General features: G+C 37.9%; 14 protein-coding genes. 6 read left to right on the forward strand and 8 right to left on the reverse strand.

The features are described from left to right. Positions 1-97 precede the first annotated feature (97 nt). Both MM239_RS00520 and MM239_RS00525 read left to right on the forward strand, forming a co-directional pair. Positions 98-1,444, forward strand: a complete 1,347-nt coding sequence (locus tag MM239_RS00520; protein WP_241345804.1) for a PhoH family protein — start codon at positions 98-100, stop codon at positions 1,442-1,444. 276 nt (positions 1,445-1,720) lie between these two features. Then, the gene (locus tag MM239_RS00525) at positions 1,721-2,071 is read left to right on the forward strand and encodes a hypothetical protein (protein ID WP_241345805.1); all 351 of its coding nucleotides are present in this window, start codon (positions 1,721-1,723) and stop codon (positions 2,069-2,071) included. A 91-nt stretch (positions 2,072-2,162) separates the two neighbouring features. Here the strand turns inward: MM239_RS00525 and MM239_RS00530 are convergent, their stop codons facing one another. The 7 genes from MM239_RS00530 to MM239_RS00560 form a co-directional block, all read right to left on the reverse strand. Beyond that, the gene (locus MM239_RS00530; RefSeq protein ID WP_241345806.1) at positions 2,163-2,918 is read right to left on the reverse strand and encodes a LytR/AlgR family response regulator transcription factor; all 756 of its coding nucleotides are present in this window, start codon (positions 2,916-2,918) and stop codon (positions 2,163-2,165) included. A gap of 143 nt (positions 2,919-3,061) precedes the next feature. After that, positions 3,062-3,799, reverse strand: a complete 738-nt coding sequence (locus tag MM239_RS00535) for a LytR/AlgR family response regulator transcription factor (RefSeq protein ID WP_241345807.1) — start codon at positions 3,797-3,799, stop codon at positions 3,062-3,064. A 12-nt stretch (positions 3,800-3,811) separates the two neighbouring features. Next, entirely contained in the window at positions 3,812-4,864 is a 1,053-nt protein-coding gene (locus tag MM239_RS00540) for a sensor histidine kinase (RefSeq protein WP_241345808.1), read from the reverse strand. An 86-nt stretch (positions 4,865-4,950) separates the two neighbouring features. Further along, a complete protein-coding gene (gene uvrA / locus MM239_RS00545) occupies positions 4,951-7,779 on the reverse strand; it encodes an excinuclease ABC subunit UvrA (RefSeq protein WP_241345809.1) in 2,829 nt (942 codons plus the stop codon). 119 nt (positions 7,780-7,898) lie between these two features. Next, complete coding sequence (locus tag MM239_RS00550; protein WP_241345810.1) at positions 7,899-9,569, reverse strand: AsmA family protein; 1,671 nt, start codon at positions 9,567-9,569, stop codon at positions 7,899-7,901. Positions 9,570-9,655: 86 nt separating this feature from the next. Continuing rightward, positions 9,656-10,603, reverse strand: a complete 948-nt coding sequence (locus MM239_RS00555) for a lytic transglycosylase domain-containing protein (protein ID WP_241345811.1) — start codon at positions 10,601-10,603, stop codon at positions 9,656-9,658. A 2-nt stretch (positions 10,604-10,605) separates the two neighbouring features. Next, positions 10,606-11,337, reverse strand: coding sequence for an LOG family protein (locus MM239_RS00560; protein ID WP_241345812.1), 732 nt, complete (start codon positions 11,335-11,337; stop codon positions 10,606-10,608). A 200-nt stretch (positions 11,338-11,537) separates the two neighbouring features. On the opposite strand from MM239_RS00560, the gene MM239_RS00565 reads away from it, so the two are divergent. From MM239_RS00565 to MM239_RS00580, 4 genes are all read left to right on the forward strand, one after another. Then, positions 11,538-12,149 (forward strand): YkgJ family cysteine cluster protein, encoded by a 612-nt coding sequence (locus MM239_RS00565; RefSeq protein WP_241345813.1) that lies wholly within the window; start codon positions 11,538-11,540, stop codon positions 12,147-12,149. Between the two features lie 65 nt (positions 12,150-12,214). Continuing rightward, positions 12,215-12,556: a phage holin family protein gene (locus MM239_RS00570; RefSeq protein ID WP_241345814.1), complete on the forward strand. Its 342-nt coding sequence runs from the start codon at positions 12,215-12,217 to the stop codon at positions 12,554-12,556. 6 nt (positions 12,557-12,562) lie between these two features. Then, the gene (locus tag MM239_RS00575; protein ID WP_241345815.1) at positions 12,563-12,928 is read left to right on the forward strand and encodes a hypothetical protein; all 366 of its coding nucleotides are present in this window, start codon (positions 12,563-12,565) and stop codon (positions 12,926-12,928) included. After that, positions 12,915-13,691, forward strand: coding sequence for a geranylgeranylglyceryl/heptaprenylglyceryl phosphate synthase (locus MM239_RS00580; protein WP_241345816.1), 777 nt, complete (start codon positions 12,915-12,917; stop codon positions 13,689-13,691). Before MM239_RS00575 ends, MM239_RS00580 begins: the two co-directional genes overlap by 14 nt. Here the strand turns inward: MM239_RS00580 and MM239_RS00585 are convergent. After that, the gene (locus MM239_RS00585; protein WP_241345817.1) at positions 13,671-14,603 is read right to left on the reverse strand and encodes a helix-turn-helix domain-containing protein; all 933 of its coding nucleotides are present in this window, start codon (positions 14,601-14,603) and stop codon (positions 13,671-13,673) included. The two genes, MM239_RS00580 and MM239_RS00585, sit on opposite strands and share 21 nt — an antisense overlap. Between the last annotated feature and the right edge of the window lie 60 nt (positions 14,604-14,663).

The following is a 14,663-nucleotide window of genomic DNA, read 5'->3' on the forward strand; positions in this document are numbered from 1 at the left end:
TTTTCAGATTGGTCAGTATTTTTTCTTCCAATGCATGGTAATCCTTCTATTAATTTTCTACCTTATTGGGAGCTAACAACCACTTAAATATCTACCTATGCCAAGAGCCAAATCCAATAAAGAACGTAAAATCTTTGTGCTGGATACATCTGTAATCATCTATGCACACAACAGCATCATGAACTTTGCTGAACATGATGTCGTCATCCCGATTACCGTATTGGAAGAGCTCGATCAGTTCAAAAAAGGAAATGATACCAAGAACTTCGAAGCAAGGGAATTTATCCGCATTCTAGACAATCTCTCCAAAGACAATATGATCCATAACTGGACACCTTTGAATGGGAAAACGAAGGGTAATTTCCGGGTATTGATGAATCCTGACAATAGCCTAAACGCCAACGAAATATTTGGTGAAGAAAAGAATGATCATAAAATCCTCAATGCCGCACTTTACCTCAAGCAAACCGAAAAGGGAAGAAAGGTCATCTTGGTCAGCAAGGATATTAATCTCAGATTGAAAGCCAAATCTCTAGACATATTCGCAGAAGATTATGAAACAGGGAAGATCAAAAATATTGATGAGCTAGAAAATACGGGGAAATTTATCATTGATGATATCGCTCCAGAGATCATCAATGATTTCTACGAGAATAGAACCATGGATGCTAAGAAAATCTTTGGTAGAAAAAAGGTGAAATCTAATGGCTACTACATTCTGAAAAGTGAAAAAAATTCTGTTTTAGCCTACTTCAGTGCCGAAGAGAATACCATTGAGCGGGTAGACAAGCAGCTATTTTATAATATCAAACCAAAAAATGCGGAACAGACTTTCGCTATGCATGCAATTCTCAATCCTAGGGTCAAGCTCGTGACAATACAGGGAGTAGCAGGTACAGGAAAGACACTTCTAGCCCTAGCAGGAGCGCTAGAGCAGCGTAGAGATTTCAAGCAGGTCTATCTGGCTAGACCTATTGTACCTTTGAGCAATAAAGATATTGGTTACTTGCCAGGTGACATCAAGTCAAAGCTGAATCCTTACATGGAACCTCTATGGGACAATTTGAAATTTATCCAAAATCAATTCAAAGAAACAGATAAAGAATACCAAAAAATCACAGAACTAGTCAATCAAGAAAAACTTGTAATTCAGCCTCTTGCCTATATAAGGGGTAGGTCTCTTTCAAATATCTTCTTCATCGTAGATGAAGCCCAGAACCTTACACCACATGAAGTAAAAACTATCATCACTAGGGCAGGGGAAAACACCAAGATCATATTTACAGGAGATGTATATCAAATAGATACTCCCTATCTAGATTCACAAAGTAATGGACTCTCTTACCTCATAGACAGGGTAAAAGATCATCCGCTATATGCTCACATCAAACTGGAAAAAGGAGAGCGATCCGAACTAGCAAACCTAGCCAATGAGTTACTCTAATCATTGAAGTGCACTTATATCAGTTGACCTTTTTTGGCCCAGTGAAAAAATCGCTGGGCTTTTTTTTGATAATGACGCAACTTACTTCTTCGAAATATTCTATCGAAAAATGTATCAAATTGAAAATATATTTGTTCGATACCGCACACCCCTTCAAATGACACAATCTGTTATTTATTGATTTACAGCCGATTACATTTTTGGTTCAGGTTTTGGCATATACCTATTGTCCAAACGACACAAGGACACAGGATTTAAAACGAAAAACAAAAAAATATGAAGACTTCAATCTTAACACAGAAAAATGTTTGTGCCTTCTTAGGCTTAGTTATGGCTATCATGATCGTATGGACTGCTAACGTTCAAGCCTCACCATTGAAAGATGATGCAGCTACAGAAAAAACTGTTTTGACACCAAAGTCAAATGCTTCAGAGTCTCTGAATCTCGTGCTTGATTTACCTTCGCTAAAAACGGAGCCTACAGCTGTGTTGATCAACAAATATGGAGATGTAGTGGCAGAATTCTACGGTGATATGGAAGAGATCAAAGTAAAATTCAGTGGTCTATTTGAAAAGTGTGATTATATCACTTCCTCTGGTAAGCAATCGTTCTACCTGAAGCGCTAAGAAATAAAAGAATTGTTTGGTTTAACGATAAAAAAGAAGGTGAGCGTTGCTCACCTTTTTTTTTTATATTTAATCGTACTACAAAGGACGATTAACTTTCTGTAATGGTATTCAACTTTGCCAAAAAACTGTTGTAATACTGTCTACCGACTTGTACTACAGCACCAGTTTCTAAAGAAATCTCTTTGGTATTGAAACTTTCGATTTGGCCGAGCTGGACGATGAAGGATTTCTGAACTCTCAAGAAAAGATGCGCTGGAAGCTTCTCTTCCATATCTTTCATAGACTTTCTGATTGTATAGTTTCTATGCTTGGTGTATATCGTCACCATATTACCGTTGGCTTCTACATAGAAGATATCGGTATAAGGTACTTTTTCATAAGAATTGTCAGCCTTGATATAAACAGCATCAGCTACCAAGTAAGGACTTTCATCTTTGGATTTGGTAGTAGCTGCATCAGATATTGGATTGACTCTTTTATTGTAAAGAACTATCTCTACTATAGCGTGAATATCATTGGTGTTGAAAGGCTTCACAATGAATCCTGCTGGATTTATTCTTTTAGCTCTTTCAATGATTGTAGGATCAGAGTATGACGTTACAAATACGAGTGGTGCATCGACCATTTGTTTAAGGATTTCCCCTAGCTCTATTCCGTCTTTATCTCCCTTAAGTTTGATATCCATGAAGATCATATCAGGTCTGTATTTCTTGATGATCTTAATGGCTTGGTTAGCTGAATTTGCTATATCGATATTGACGTAGCCGAGCAGCTCAAGTATTTCTTCTATATTCTCTGCAATATTAACATCGTCTTCGACGACTAGTATTCTTTCCTCTTTCATATAAGTCTAAGGCAAACTTGGAGTGATTACTGTGAACAAATCAATTTTTCTGTATGCAAAATTAATTAATTTCTATATACAAAATCTAGATTTGATAATCAATAGTTTTCCTTTTTTTCTACCACATTTGGGGAATTTTGAGCCTAAAGACTCATCATATCCTTAAATCTTGCCGCTTGACGCCTACTTACCTCAATTCTATCTCCTCCTTTCAAAGTCACAACCAAGCCACCATTGAACCAAGGCTCAATAGCTTCTACCCAGCCAAGGTTAATGATATGTTTTCGGCTCGCTCTGAAGAATGATTTTTCATCCAATTTCTCATCTAGGGCATTGAGAGATTTGTGAATCATCGGCTTATTAGAATCAAAATATACCTTGATATAATTTCCGTCTGATTCAAATAGCCTGACATTTTCCAATTTGACAAACCAGCACCTGTCTCCGTCTTTGACAAATACTTGATCGTTCAGAGTCAATTTCTTCTCACCTAAATCACTATTATCAGTTCCAGATTTTTTCTCTTGCTCTTGTATTTTTTTCTGTAATCTCTCTACCGCTTCTCCCAATCTTTTTGGTTCTATTGGCTTTAGCAAGTAATCCAATGCATTGACTTGAAATGCCTTGAGGGCATATTCATCATAAGCTGTCGTGAATATTACATGGGGTACATTGTCCAATTCTTCTAACAAATCAAACCCTGTCTTTTCTGGCATTTGAATATCCAAAAACACCACATCCGGGAGAAGGGTGTCAATTTTTTCTTTAGCATCATCTACATTATTTGCTTCTCCCACGATTTCTACGTGATCGTATTGGGATAGCAAATTGATCAGCTCCTTTCTTGCTAATCTTTCATCATCTATAACAAGTGCTCGCATTACTTTGAAATTTTAACCTAATGTAAGGCTTTGTTTTGGAATTTTTATTTCGGTGATAACAAAATCATCTCCTGAATTGAATATTTTGAAGGAAGACCTGCTCCCATAGATCAATTTTAATCTTTGAATTGTATTGGAAATACCATTTCCCTCACCATTGCGCTTTTTGGTAAACGACTGAGATTTGAGTTGTCCACTATTTTTCACTTGAATATACAAATCATCCGTCAAGCCTTCATAACACTTGACTACGATCAGTCCACCTTGTACTCGATTGGAAATACCATGCTTGATAGCATTCTCGACTATGGTCTGTAGCATCATGGGTGGAATTCTATAGCTGAAAGCCTCTGGCTCAATATCATATTGTACAGTTAGTCTTTCCTCAAAGCGAATCATCTCTAAGTTAAGGTAATCCTTGACTGTATTGATTTCTTTTTCAAAATCAATCACCCGCTTTTTGTCCATCATTAACGAAAATCGTAAGATATTAGAAAGCTGCGTGATTGCTGACTTTGCCTTATTTGGATCCTCGTCTACCAAAGCCCTCACACTATTGAGCGCATTGAAAATAAAATGAGGATTAAGTTGCGATTTTAAGTGATTAAGTTGTATTTCATTGATTTTGGCTTCATACTTCAAAGATTGATTATAATTGTCCAAAAAGTGAAAAATGAAATACAACATGGCCCATAATGCATAGAATAAAAAACTGACGAAGACATTTGCAGCCAATACCAATGGACTCAAATCCTCATTTAAAATGAGAATGTCGTAGGCAAGGTTGATAAGAATCTGCGCTATCGTATTCGACAGGCCCAAGATGAGCAAAGCAATGAATGTATTCCAAAGTAGCTGATTGAAACTTTTATTGAACCAATGGTACTTCTTGATCACATACCTCAATACATGTGTAGAAATCAAATAGTACAAGGCTAAAGAAAAATAGGCGCCAACTTGTACAGAGGAAATTCCCCTGCCTAAGGATACAAAGAAAAGGTTGATCAGCGCAAAGCCCATCCAACCTAATAATTGTAAAATCCAATATAACTTGATCCTATTCATTGTATAGCTCAAAGATAATCATCTCACTAAAAGCAACTTTGGCTATTGTGCCAAAAGGCATATAGCTTGTGTCAAAAGCTTCATGTTTATTTTAGTTCTTCTTTCAAGAACTTGGCAGTAAAGCTTCGTTTACTTTTGGCTACCTGCTCCGGAGTACCTTCAGCAATGATTTGCCCTCCCTTTTCTCCTCCTTCAGGACCAAGGTCTATGATGTGATCAGCTACTTTGATAATGTCCAAATTGTGCTCAATGATTAATACTGTATTTCCCTTATCTACAAGCTTTTGAAGTACCTGAAGCAAAAGGTCAATATCCTGAAAGTGAAGTCCAGTGCTTGGCTCATCTAGGATGTAAAAAGTTTTGCCAGTGTCTTTCTTAGACAGTTCAGTGGCCAATTTCACACGTTGGGCTTCACCTCCTGAAAGTGTCGTGGCATGCTGACCCAAAGTAATATACCCAAGCCCAACTTCGTTCAGCGTTTGGATCTTTCTTAAGATTTTTGGTTGGAACTCAAAGAACTCTACTGCTTGCTCCACTGTCATGTCCAACACATCAGAAATGGATTTACCTTTGAACCTTACTTCTAATGTCTCTCTATTGTACCTTTTCCCTTTGCAGGTTTCACAAGGAACGTGGACATCTGGCAAGAAATCCATTTCTACTAGCTTCATACCAGCACCCTCGCAGTCCTCACATCGTCCTCCTTTGACATTGAAACTAAATCTTCCAGGCTTATACCCTCTGATCTTAGCTTCTGGCAACTCTGTAAAAAGCGCCCTAATATCGGTAAAGACACCAGTATATGTTGCAGGATTTGACCGTGGAGTCCTTCCGATTGGGGATTGATCTACTTCTATTACCTTGTCCAGATGCTCTAGTCCTTCGATAAGCTTGTGCTCCAAAGGCTCTCTTTTGGAATTATAGAAGTGAGTATTGAGGAGTGGAAAAAGTGTCTCATGAATCAGAGAGCTTTTCCCCGAACCAGATACACCAGTAACACTAATCATCTTACCTAAAGGAAGATGAAGGTCCACATTTTTGAGATTATGTCCTTTTGCACCTAATAAACTTAAAGTGTGTCCATTGCCTGTTCTTCTTTTCTTAGGAATTTGAATCTTAAGCTCGTTTGCCAGGTATTTGGCCGTGATGCTTTTTTGATTGAGAAATTCTTGCGGGTTTCCTGCGGCTACTATCTGACCTCCATGCCTTCCTGCTCCTGGGCCTATATCTACTACAAAGTCTGCTTCTAGCATCATGTCTTTGTCGTGCTCTACCACAATCACAGAGTTACCCAAATCTCTCAAATCTTGAAGTGCTTTGATCAATTTGACATTATCTCTTTGATGAAGACCAATGCTCGGTTCATCTAAAATATAAAGGACACCGACCAACTGTGTGCCTATTTGCGTAGCTAGCCTGATTCGCTGCGCTTCTCCTCCAGAAAGTGACCGAAGTGGTCTATTAAGCGATAAGTAGTCAAGCCCAATATCTAATAAAAAGCCTATTCTTTTTCTGATTTCTTTCAGTACTTCTTTGCCAATCAGTAGCTGTCTCTCGGACATGTTTGACTCTACACCATCAAACCATGCTCCAAGGGTAGCAATATCCATGATCGCCAATTCTCCAATATGTTTATCAGCAATCCTGAAATGAAGCGCTTCCTTTTTCAACCTATAACCATCACAGTCTGGGCATACCTTGGTGCTTGTAAATTCACTCACCCACTGTTGTATTTTATCTGAACTACCTTCTTGCTGTTTTGTCAAGAAATTAATAATTCCTTCAAAAGTTGTCGTCCACTTAGTGCCTGGGTACTTTACAGAGTCTACTTCAACTTCTTGCTTATCGCCATACAAAAGTACATTGACCACTTCTTCAGGAAGCTTTTTTATAGGAGTGGTGATGCTGCATTTGTATGCCTTGAGGATCGCATCAATCTTCTTGAATATCCAAATATCTCTAAATTCGCCCAGAGGAGCTATACCTCCTCGGCTTATGCTTAGACTCGGGTCAGGAATGATGTTTTCTTTGGTGATCTCCTCAATTATACCAAGTCCATTACACGAAGGACATGCTCCATAAGGACTATTGAATGAAAAAGTGTTCGGCGCTGGCTCATCATAGGAAAGACCTGTTGTAGGATCCATCAAATATTTTGAAAAGTGATGTATCTCTCCAGCTTCATCTCTTAGCATGAGTACACCTTTCCCATGCTGAAGCGCAGTTTTGAGGGATTGAGTAATTCGGTATCTATCAGACTCCTCTGCTACTATCCTGTCAATTACGATTTCTATGTCGTGAATTTTGTACCTGTCTACTTGCATTTTAGGCACCATATCCATCACCACACCATCTATTCGCACCTTTGAGAATCCCATTTTTCGGATTTGCTCAAAAAGCTCACGATAATGCCCTTTTCTTCCTTTCACAACAGGAGCAAGGATAAAAAGTTTTTTGCCTTGAAAATTGCTGAATAATTGCTCTATGATTTGATCCTCTGTCTGACGGATCATTTTGTGACCTGACAAATACGAGAATGCCTCCCCAGCTCGTGCATAGAGCAACCTCATAAAATCATAAATTTCGGTTACTGTGCCTACAGTGGATCGCGGATTCTTAGATGTAGTCTTTTGCTCAATAGAAATCACTGGTGATAGCCCATTGATTTTGTCAACATCTGGCCTCTCCATTCCTCCCAAAAAAGACCTGGCATAGGCTGAAAAACTCTCCATGTACCTCCTTTGACCTTCGGCATAAATGGTGTCGAATGCCAAGGAGCTTTTTCCACTTCCGCTAAGACCTGTGATCACTACAAGCTTATTTCTTGGAATCTGAATGTCTACATTTTTCAGATTGTGCTCTCTAGCACCATATATTTCTATGAATTCTTGTTTTTCAGCGATTTTGTCAGTCATGGAAAGGTAATCCTTTATGTATCAAGCTTGCAAAAATAGGGATTTAAATCTACTCATCCCAAAGTGATCTGAAAGTGAAGGCTATATTTTGAAAGGAAAAGTCTAGAAGTTACAAATCACTATGAGTCATTATCATTTGCTTTGGATTTTAAGTCTTCAAGATCTTCCCCTGTCACTGTAGATTTCAAGCCTGAAAATATCAGTTGCCACCAAAAGTGGAACATAGATTTGTGTTTTACCCTTTTCGCATAAACCACTCCTTTTTGTAAATCACCATTTTTACGTGGATTTTGAGATTTGATAACGACTTTACTTGCTAAGAAAGAACCTATTTTTCTGAAGATGTTTTTATCTTTTTCAAAATCTTTATTAAGAATTTCAACTTGCAAATCTTCATACCTCACTATCACTTCACCATGCCCATCATGATCATTGGCGTAAATATTGAAGTCTAACCTATTGATCATACCTGACTTGAGGCTAACTTTTGCCTCTGGTTCTATCATAGGGTTTACTGCAGTCAAGTCCATTTTCCCAAGAGAGCCTCTAAGTTGAAACTTCCCATCTGGATCTTTGAGGTCATAAGAAGCTTCAAGGTTGACCTTACCCTTGCCCATTAGTAAAGCATTCGCTACTATCTCGAAGTTTTTGGCAGTTTCCGAATCATCATCTAGGTTACTTAATCGACTGATTTGAGCATTGACTTCGGAAAAGAATAATTTTCCCGTGGTGGGTGCGCCATTATCTGGCTGCTCCTCTATTTTAATATGCGCATTGATAAGGTTGATATTTCTCAAAACCATAGGAAACTCTATAGTCTGAAAGAGATCATGGACCATTGAAGGACGTCTATCATAGTCCTCCGGTCTATTTTTATTGTTGAAAGCTTCTATCTGAAGTTCACTTATACTTAAGCTATCAACATCAAGGACACCCTTTCTCAAGAAAGAGTCAAAGTTTACACCTTTGACATCCATAGCTCCATTTGTAAGCTCAAGCCAAGGAGTCCTTAGCTTGAATGACTCTGTGTACTCAAATTTTCCAAGCTTATGATTCAATGAAAAATCAGCTACTGTGACCGTTTCATCTCTGGTATCAAAAACCAAATCTTGAATATTAGCATGTTGTTTATAATCGTCAAAATGTACAGACACCCCCGCTATCTCACCATGAACCATACCTACATCAAACAAGGCGTCTGAATCAGCAATATCCTCCTTTGATAGCCTAAAATCCGATGCGTCAAGCCTCAAATCAGTAATTTTCATCCGAACAGAATCAGATTTAAGGTCTCTATTTTCCAAGTTAAAATGGCTAAGCAAGATCGTATTGGCGGAAATCATATCATAATCTTTCTTTTCTCCATTCTTTCCATTGGTCTCTATGTTAAGCGAATCAATAGGCGGAGTGACTGTGCGTATATCCAAGTTTTCCAACTTGGCAGAATCTATTTTTATAGAATTATTGAACAAAAAACTTCTCCACCTGAACCCTGTAATTCTAGCAAGCTCTAGCCTCAATTCTATTTGGGATTGCGTAAGATTAATATCATCAGTTGGTTTGATGATCACATCTTCTATATTTAAAAATGTCCCTGTGTAGTTGTAATCAAGGGTGATATTACCGAAGCTAACTTCATGATTATCAAATCCACTGGTTCGTGTGATCATGTCACTGACAATTCTATCTGCATTTTGATTGAGATAGACATTGATCAAATATGGGACACCTCTTAATGCCATGATAGCGACAAAAAGAAGTATCAAAAGGACAACTGGCCATTTTTTCATAAAAATTGGGCTGGGGTAGAAATAAACACTTGATTAAGATATAAAATTTATCTGATAAAATATAAACTATCTACTACTTCAATTGTTTATTGCACTGGAATTTTGATTTCATACACTTTGCCCTTACTTGTGCGAAGTCTATCTGATCGAAGCCATGGATTGTATAACTTCAGTATTTTGTAATTTGTATTATGTTTGATTGCCCAATCGGCTAGATTTGAGATATCTGTACTTGTAGCCACTTCTCTCAACTTAGGCATGGTGTATAAGTCTTTTGGGGCTAAGTTGAAGCCATATTTTTCTGCATTTTCAAAGATCTCCTTGAAGGCAAGTAAGCGAAACACATAACGACTCGTCTCATCATTGAGTAATAGGTCGTAATAGTTGTTTTGCTTTTGTTCTGATTTTCTCTTAGAAAGACCTCCCATCCCCATGTTGTAGCTTGCCGCTACAGACGTCCAGTTACCATACCTTGCGTAAGCTTTTTTCAAGTACAGACAGGCTGCAATTGTTGATTTTTCTAAATGATACCTTTCGTCCACGTCGTTTGAGACCTCCAAATTGTATTCTTTGGCAGTGGCAGGCATAAACTGCCAAAACCCTCTTGCTCCTGCTGGTGAAGTAACATTCATCAGACCAGACTCTGCCATTGCCAGGTATTTGAAATCTGCTGGAATGCCATTTTCGGCTAAAATCTTTTCAATTGTAGGAATGTACTTACCCGCTCTTTTTATCAACAAGATCATGTTCGACTGCCAATAGGCATTTACATAAATCTCTCTCTCAAGCCTTTCTTTGACATCTTCCAATTCTAACGGTACAGGCTCGTCAGCAAAACTAATGGATTCGGGTAAATCAAAAAGCTTGGCCCTGTCATCTGGAATCTTCATGACAAATTGCTCCCCACTTTCTGGGGTAACTAGCACTTCTTCATAAATGACTTCAGGCTGCTTTTGATCCATATGAAGGATCAAAAACAGCCCTAATAAAATGACTATCAAGCCGTAGATAATGTATGCGTGGTAATGTTTCACTATTAATAGTTTGGTGACAAAAGATATTTGCTATAAAAATCATCAATGACTTTGACAGCATCTGTCGGATTGTCTACGATAGAAAATAGATCTAAATCTTCTACATTGATATTACGCTCTGCCAGCATGGTCTCCTTCAGCCAGTCTACCAACCCTGCCCAATACTCTTTGCCAACAAGCACTATTGGGAATCTTCCGATCTTATTCGTTTGGATCAATGTCAAAGCTTCAAACAATTCATCTAAAGTACCATAACCGCCCGGTAAAGCAATAAAACCTTGTGCATATTTGGTAAACATCACTTTTCTGACAAAGAAGTAATTGAAGGTAATCAATTTGTCAGGATCGATATACACATTATTGAATTGTTCAAAAGGGAGTACAATGTTCAGACCAACTGACTTTCCGTTCTCAGAATGAGCTCCCTTGTTTCCAGCTTCCATGATACCCGGGCCACCACCAGTGATTACCCCATACCCATGCCTTACAAGTTTGGCAGCAATTTCTTCTGCCATTTTATAGTACTTGTGATCTCGAGGTGTTCTTGCTGAACCAAATACAGATACACATGGGCCTATCTTTGCTAATTTTTCAAATCCCTCTACAAACTCTGACATGACTTTGAAAATCGCCCAAGAGTCTGCACTCTTTATTTCATTCCAGTCTCTTTCTTTGAATGCCCGACGGATTCTTTCTTCTTGTTTTGGGTCTATTGGACCATTGTTTTCACTCATAACTTACAATCTTTTATCAAAAAACACTTTTAATAATGGCTTAAAAAGATGTTTAAGCTCTTAAAGGTAGATTTTTTCTTTTCTCCTTGAAAAGAAATCCATTTATTAAAACATGAAAGAGAAAAAAAAGTTGCCCCAAAAATAAATGTTGTTTATGATTATAAGGTGTATTACTTTCGCAGGCTTTTATATGTGAATCTATGAATTTGAGAGAAAAGTCACTGGAAGTCAGGAAGGTATTTGATGAATTAGATATTGAAATCAAGTCCTTCATGCAATCTTCTCAATTATCCTGTGTAGCTGGATGTGGTGCTTGTTGTGCCAATCCAAATGTACACGCATCGGTATTAGAATTTTTGCCGCTGGCTTTTGACCTTTATGAAAAAGGAAAAGCTGAGAAGGCGCTGGAAATACTTGATGAATCTGGTGAAGACGCTAACTGCATTGTGTACAAATCGCTCTCTGAAGATGCGAAATCAGGGTTTTGTTCAGATTATAGCAATAGAGGTATGATATGCAGGCTTTTTGGTAGCGCCGCAAGAAGAAACAAGGAAGGCAAAAAAGAGCTGATTACATGCAAAATCATCAAGGAACAAAAATCAGATGCCTATCAAAGCACTGCTTTGGCTATCAAGGAAGGGCTTGCGGTCCCTTCAAGTGGAGGTTTCTATTCCCAACTGTACAACATAGATTTTCAGTTAGCCAATCAACAGTTCCCTATCAATATTGCTATTAAAAATGCACTAGAGGTGGTTTTGACTTACATGTTTTACATAGAAAATAACGAACCAGAAAGTCTAGAAAATTTTTAATGCACGGTTTTTGATTGTATATTGTAGACAATTTTGTTTTAGGAATTTTAAATAAATCTACATTTATGCTCAATGTATCAGAAATCGTTCAAACGATCAAGCAACTGATCGAAGTCAGGATTCAAATGGTGAAAAACCAAGTTGAAGACCGTTTTTCGGAGATTATTTCTAGAGTTTTCATCTTAGTTTTGATGGGCTTAGCATCCTTGATGATTTTGCTTTTTGCAAGCATTTCTTTGGCATTTTATTTGGGAGAAATCTTATATTCAAACTATCTTGGATTTCTATATGTCAGTCTGATTTACCTACTCTTGTTTGTAGTTTTGTTCATTGTCAGGGAGTCTGATGGCATTATTTCATCCTTCAGGAAGTTTTTTAGAAGTTTTCTTTTCAGAATCAAAAAGTAAAAAACTATGCTAGAACTAGATAAAAAAGCACAGGAATTGGAGCAAACGCTACAAGCACAAATTAATGCACTCAAAGGAGACTCTGGTGATTGGATCAGAGTAGGATCCGGGGTAGTGGCTGGTGGCATAGTAGCTTTTGGCTTGGTTAGATTGCTCAAGGGGAAAAAAAACAAAAAGACAAAACAAATCATGGCCGTCCTTGAGCGAGAAGGTCTATTAGACAAAGACATTAGCTCAAAATTGACTGCAAAAAAGCAAGCTGGTTTCATGGCTCGCATGGCAGCCATATTGCTACCAATGGCCATAGCTTATGGCCGAAATAAGTTTCTCAACAACTATATGAACAACAGTAGTGAGGTTGAAGAAGCGTAATTTATTAGCAAGTAAGATTAATAGTCATGCAACTACAGGTCGAAAAGCTGTAGCGTGGCTCATTGACCCAGATAAAATCAAGTCTTTAAGAGAGGTAAACAAGCAACTAAATCATGCTGTTTCACTAGGACTTGATTTTATTTTTTTTGGTGGTAGCTTAGTTTCGCAACCCAAACAGGATAGCTTGATTAGTGAAATTAAGTCTCTATACCCAAAGATTCCAATCATATTGTTTCCCGGAAGTATAGGTCAGTTTTCTCCCCTAGCAGATGGTTTGCTTTTTATTTCTTTGATCTCTGGACGAAATGCAGAGTTGCTTATTGGACAGCATGTGATGATAGCTCCAATATTGGCTCGCTCAAGCGTAGAGGTGCTACCTACTGGCTACATGCTCGTAGATGGAGGAAAATCCACAAGTGTTCATTACATTTCACAGACGATCCCATTACCTAGAGACAAACCTGACCTTGCTGTAGCTACGGCTTTGGCAGGATCATATCTGGGCTTAAGGTACTTTTATTTGGACGCTGGGAGTGGTGCAAATCTTCCTGTGCCAGTGGAAATGATACTTGCAGTCAAAAAAAACATTGAAGCTCCACTAATCGTTGGTGGTGGATTAGATAATTTAGAAAAAGTCCGGGCTGTTTTTGATAATGGAGCAGACGTGGTGGTAATCGGAAATGGAGCAGAAAAAAACCCCGACCTATTGGCCGAGGTTCTTGAGTATGTAAATGTATTAAACTTATCCTTGAACATTAATTAGAGACTCTCTTCTTCTCATTTTTCCAGCTGGCAAACCGTACATCATCTTGAATCGGCGACAGAAATAAGCGGTGTCTTTATAACCCACCTCTTTGCCTATGTCTCTGATACTCTTCTTGGAAGTACGGAGAAGCTCTACAGCAGCCTCCATTCTTTGGTATTCTATATAATCTTGAGGGTTGATTCCAGTGAGCATTTTAAAATACTGACCCACATAATCTTCCGATACATTGGCTACTTTTGCCAATACCTTATTGGAAAGGTCTCCTCCAATATTCTTCTTTATAAAATTGAACATTTCGATCAATCTTGGGTCTTTGAAATAAGTACTATTGGTAGAAAGTTCTTCAACAAACAGTCTATTCTTTAGAATATGACGCACAATCTCAATAACCAAAAGTTCCGTATGAAGTTTGATCACACGCTCTTTACCCGGAGTATTTTGCTCATTTTCCTTTACGATATCTTCGATAATTGAAGCTATTCTATCATTGAACTTGATTGCAAATGGAGGAATACCAAGTGAATTAAAAAAATTAACGACATCAAACACCTTTGCGTCAAAATTAATCACGGTAATGCAATCTTCCTCTGCTGCTTTGATCTCTCTAAAACTTATCGTTTGAAGAAATTTCCTCTTATTATCTAAAAACTCTTCATTCGACATTTCAGATTTCTTTGTAATGGACCCAAATGTGACATTTGTTCTTCTTCCAGCTGGAATAAAGAGCATTTCACCTTCATTGACTCCTTCACTTTCATCTGAATACTTTAAGACTCCTTGATGTAATAGAATTACTGTATTCTCGGTATCACTATAGTCTGCAATGTTTGCTGGCTTAGTGATCTTATAGTTATTGCCTTTTAAGAAGCGTACTCCTACTGATTCTATGACTTTATTGTAAAATTCCATGAATACAAACTTGGTTGTTTTCTTGTAAAACTAGGACAAATTTTTAAATCACAATGTATT

It is taken from the genome of Belliella filtrata (assembly GCF_022549775.1).
GTDB classification, from domain to species: Bacteria; Bacteroidota; Bacteroidia; order Cytophagales; family Cyclobacteriaceae; genus Belliella; species Belliella filtrata.

What these genes read in the sequence shown, in the direction of transcription:
- MM239_RS00520 (WP_241345804.1), top strand. Translation starts at nt 98, where the DNA reads ATGCCAAGAGCCAAATCCAATAAAGAACGTAAAATCTTTGTGCTGGAT.
- MM239_RS00525 (WP_241345805.1), top strand. Translation starts at nt 1,721, where the DNA reads ATGAAGACTTCAATCTTAACACAGAAAAATGTTTGTGCCTTCTTAGGC.
- MM239_RS00530 (WP_241345806.1), bottom strand. Translation starts at nt 2,918, where the DNA reads ATGAAAGAGGAAAGAATACTAGTCGTCGAAGACGATGTTAATATTGCA.
- MM239_RS00535 (WP_241345807.1), bottom strand. Translation starts at nt 3,799, where the DNA reads ATGCGAGCACTTGTTATAGATGATGAAAGATTAGCAAGAAAGGAGCTG.
- MM239_RS00540 (WP_241345808.1), bottom strand. Translation starts at nt 4,864, where the DNA reads ATGAATAGGATCAAGTTATATTGGATTTTACAATTATTAGGTTGGATG.
- uvrA (WP_241345809.1), bottom strand. Translation starts at nt 7,779, where the DNA reads ATGACTGACAAAATCGCTGAAAAACAAGAATTCATAGAAATATATGGT.
- MM239_RS00550 (WP_241345810.1), bottom strand. Translation starts at nt 9,569, where the DNA reads ATGAAAAAATGGCCAGTTGTCCTTTTGATACTTCTTTTTGTCGCTATC.
- MM239_RS00560 (WP_241345812.1), bottom strand. Translation starts at nt 11,337, where the DNA reads ATGAGTGAAAACAATGGTCCAATAGACCCAAAACAAGAAGAAAGAATC.
- MM239_RS00565 (WP_241345813.1), top strand. Translation starts at nt 11,538, where the DNA reads ATGAATTTGAGAGAAAAGTCACTGGAAGTCAGGAAGGTATTTGATGAA.
- MM239_RS00570 (WP_241345814.1), top strand. Translation starts at nt 12,215, where the DNA reads ATGCTCAATGTATCAGAAATCGTTCAAACGATCAAGCAACTGATCGAA.
- MM239_RS00575 (WP_241345815.1), top strand. Translation starts at nt 12,563, where the DNA reads ATGCTAGAACTAGATAAAAAAGCACAGGAATTGGAGCAAACGCTACAA.
- MM239_RS00585 (WP_241345817.1), bottom strand. Translation starts at nt 14,603, where the DNA reads ATGGAATTTTACAATAAAGTCATAGAATCAGTAGGAGTACGCTTCTTA.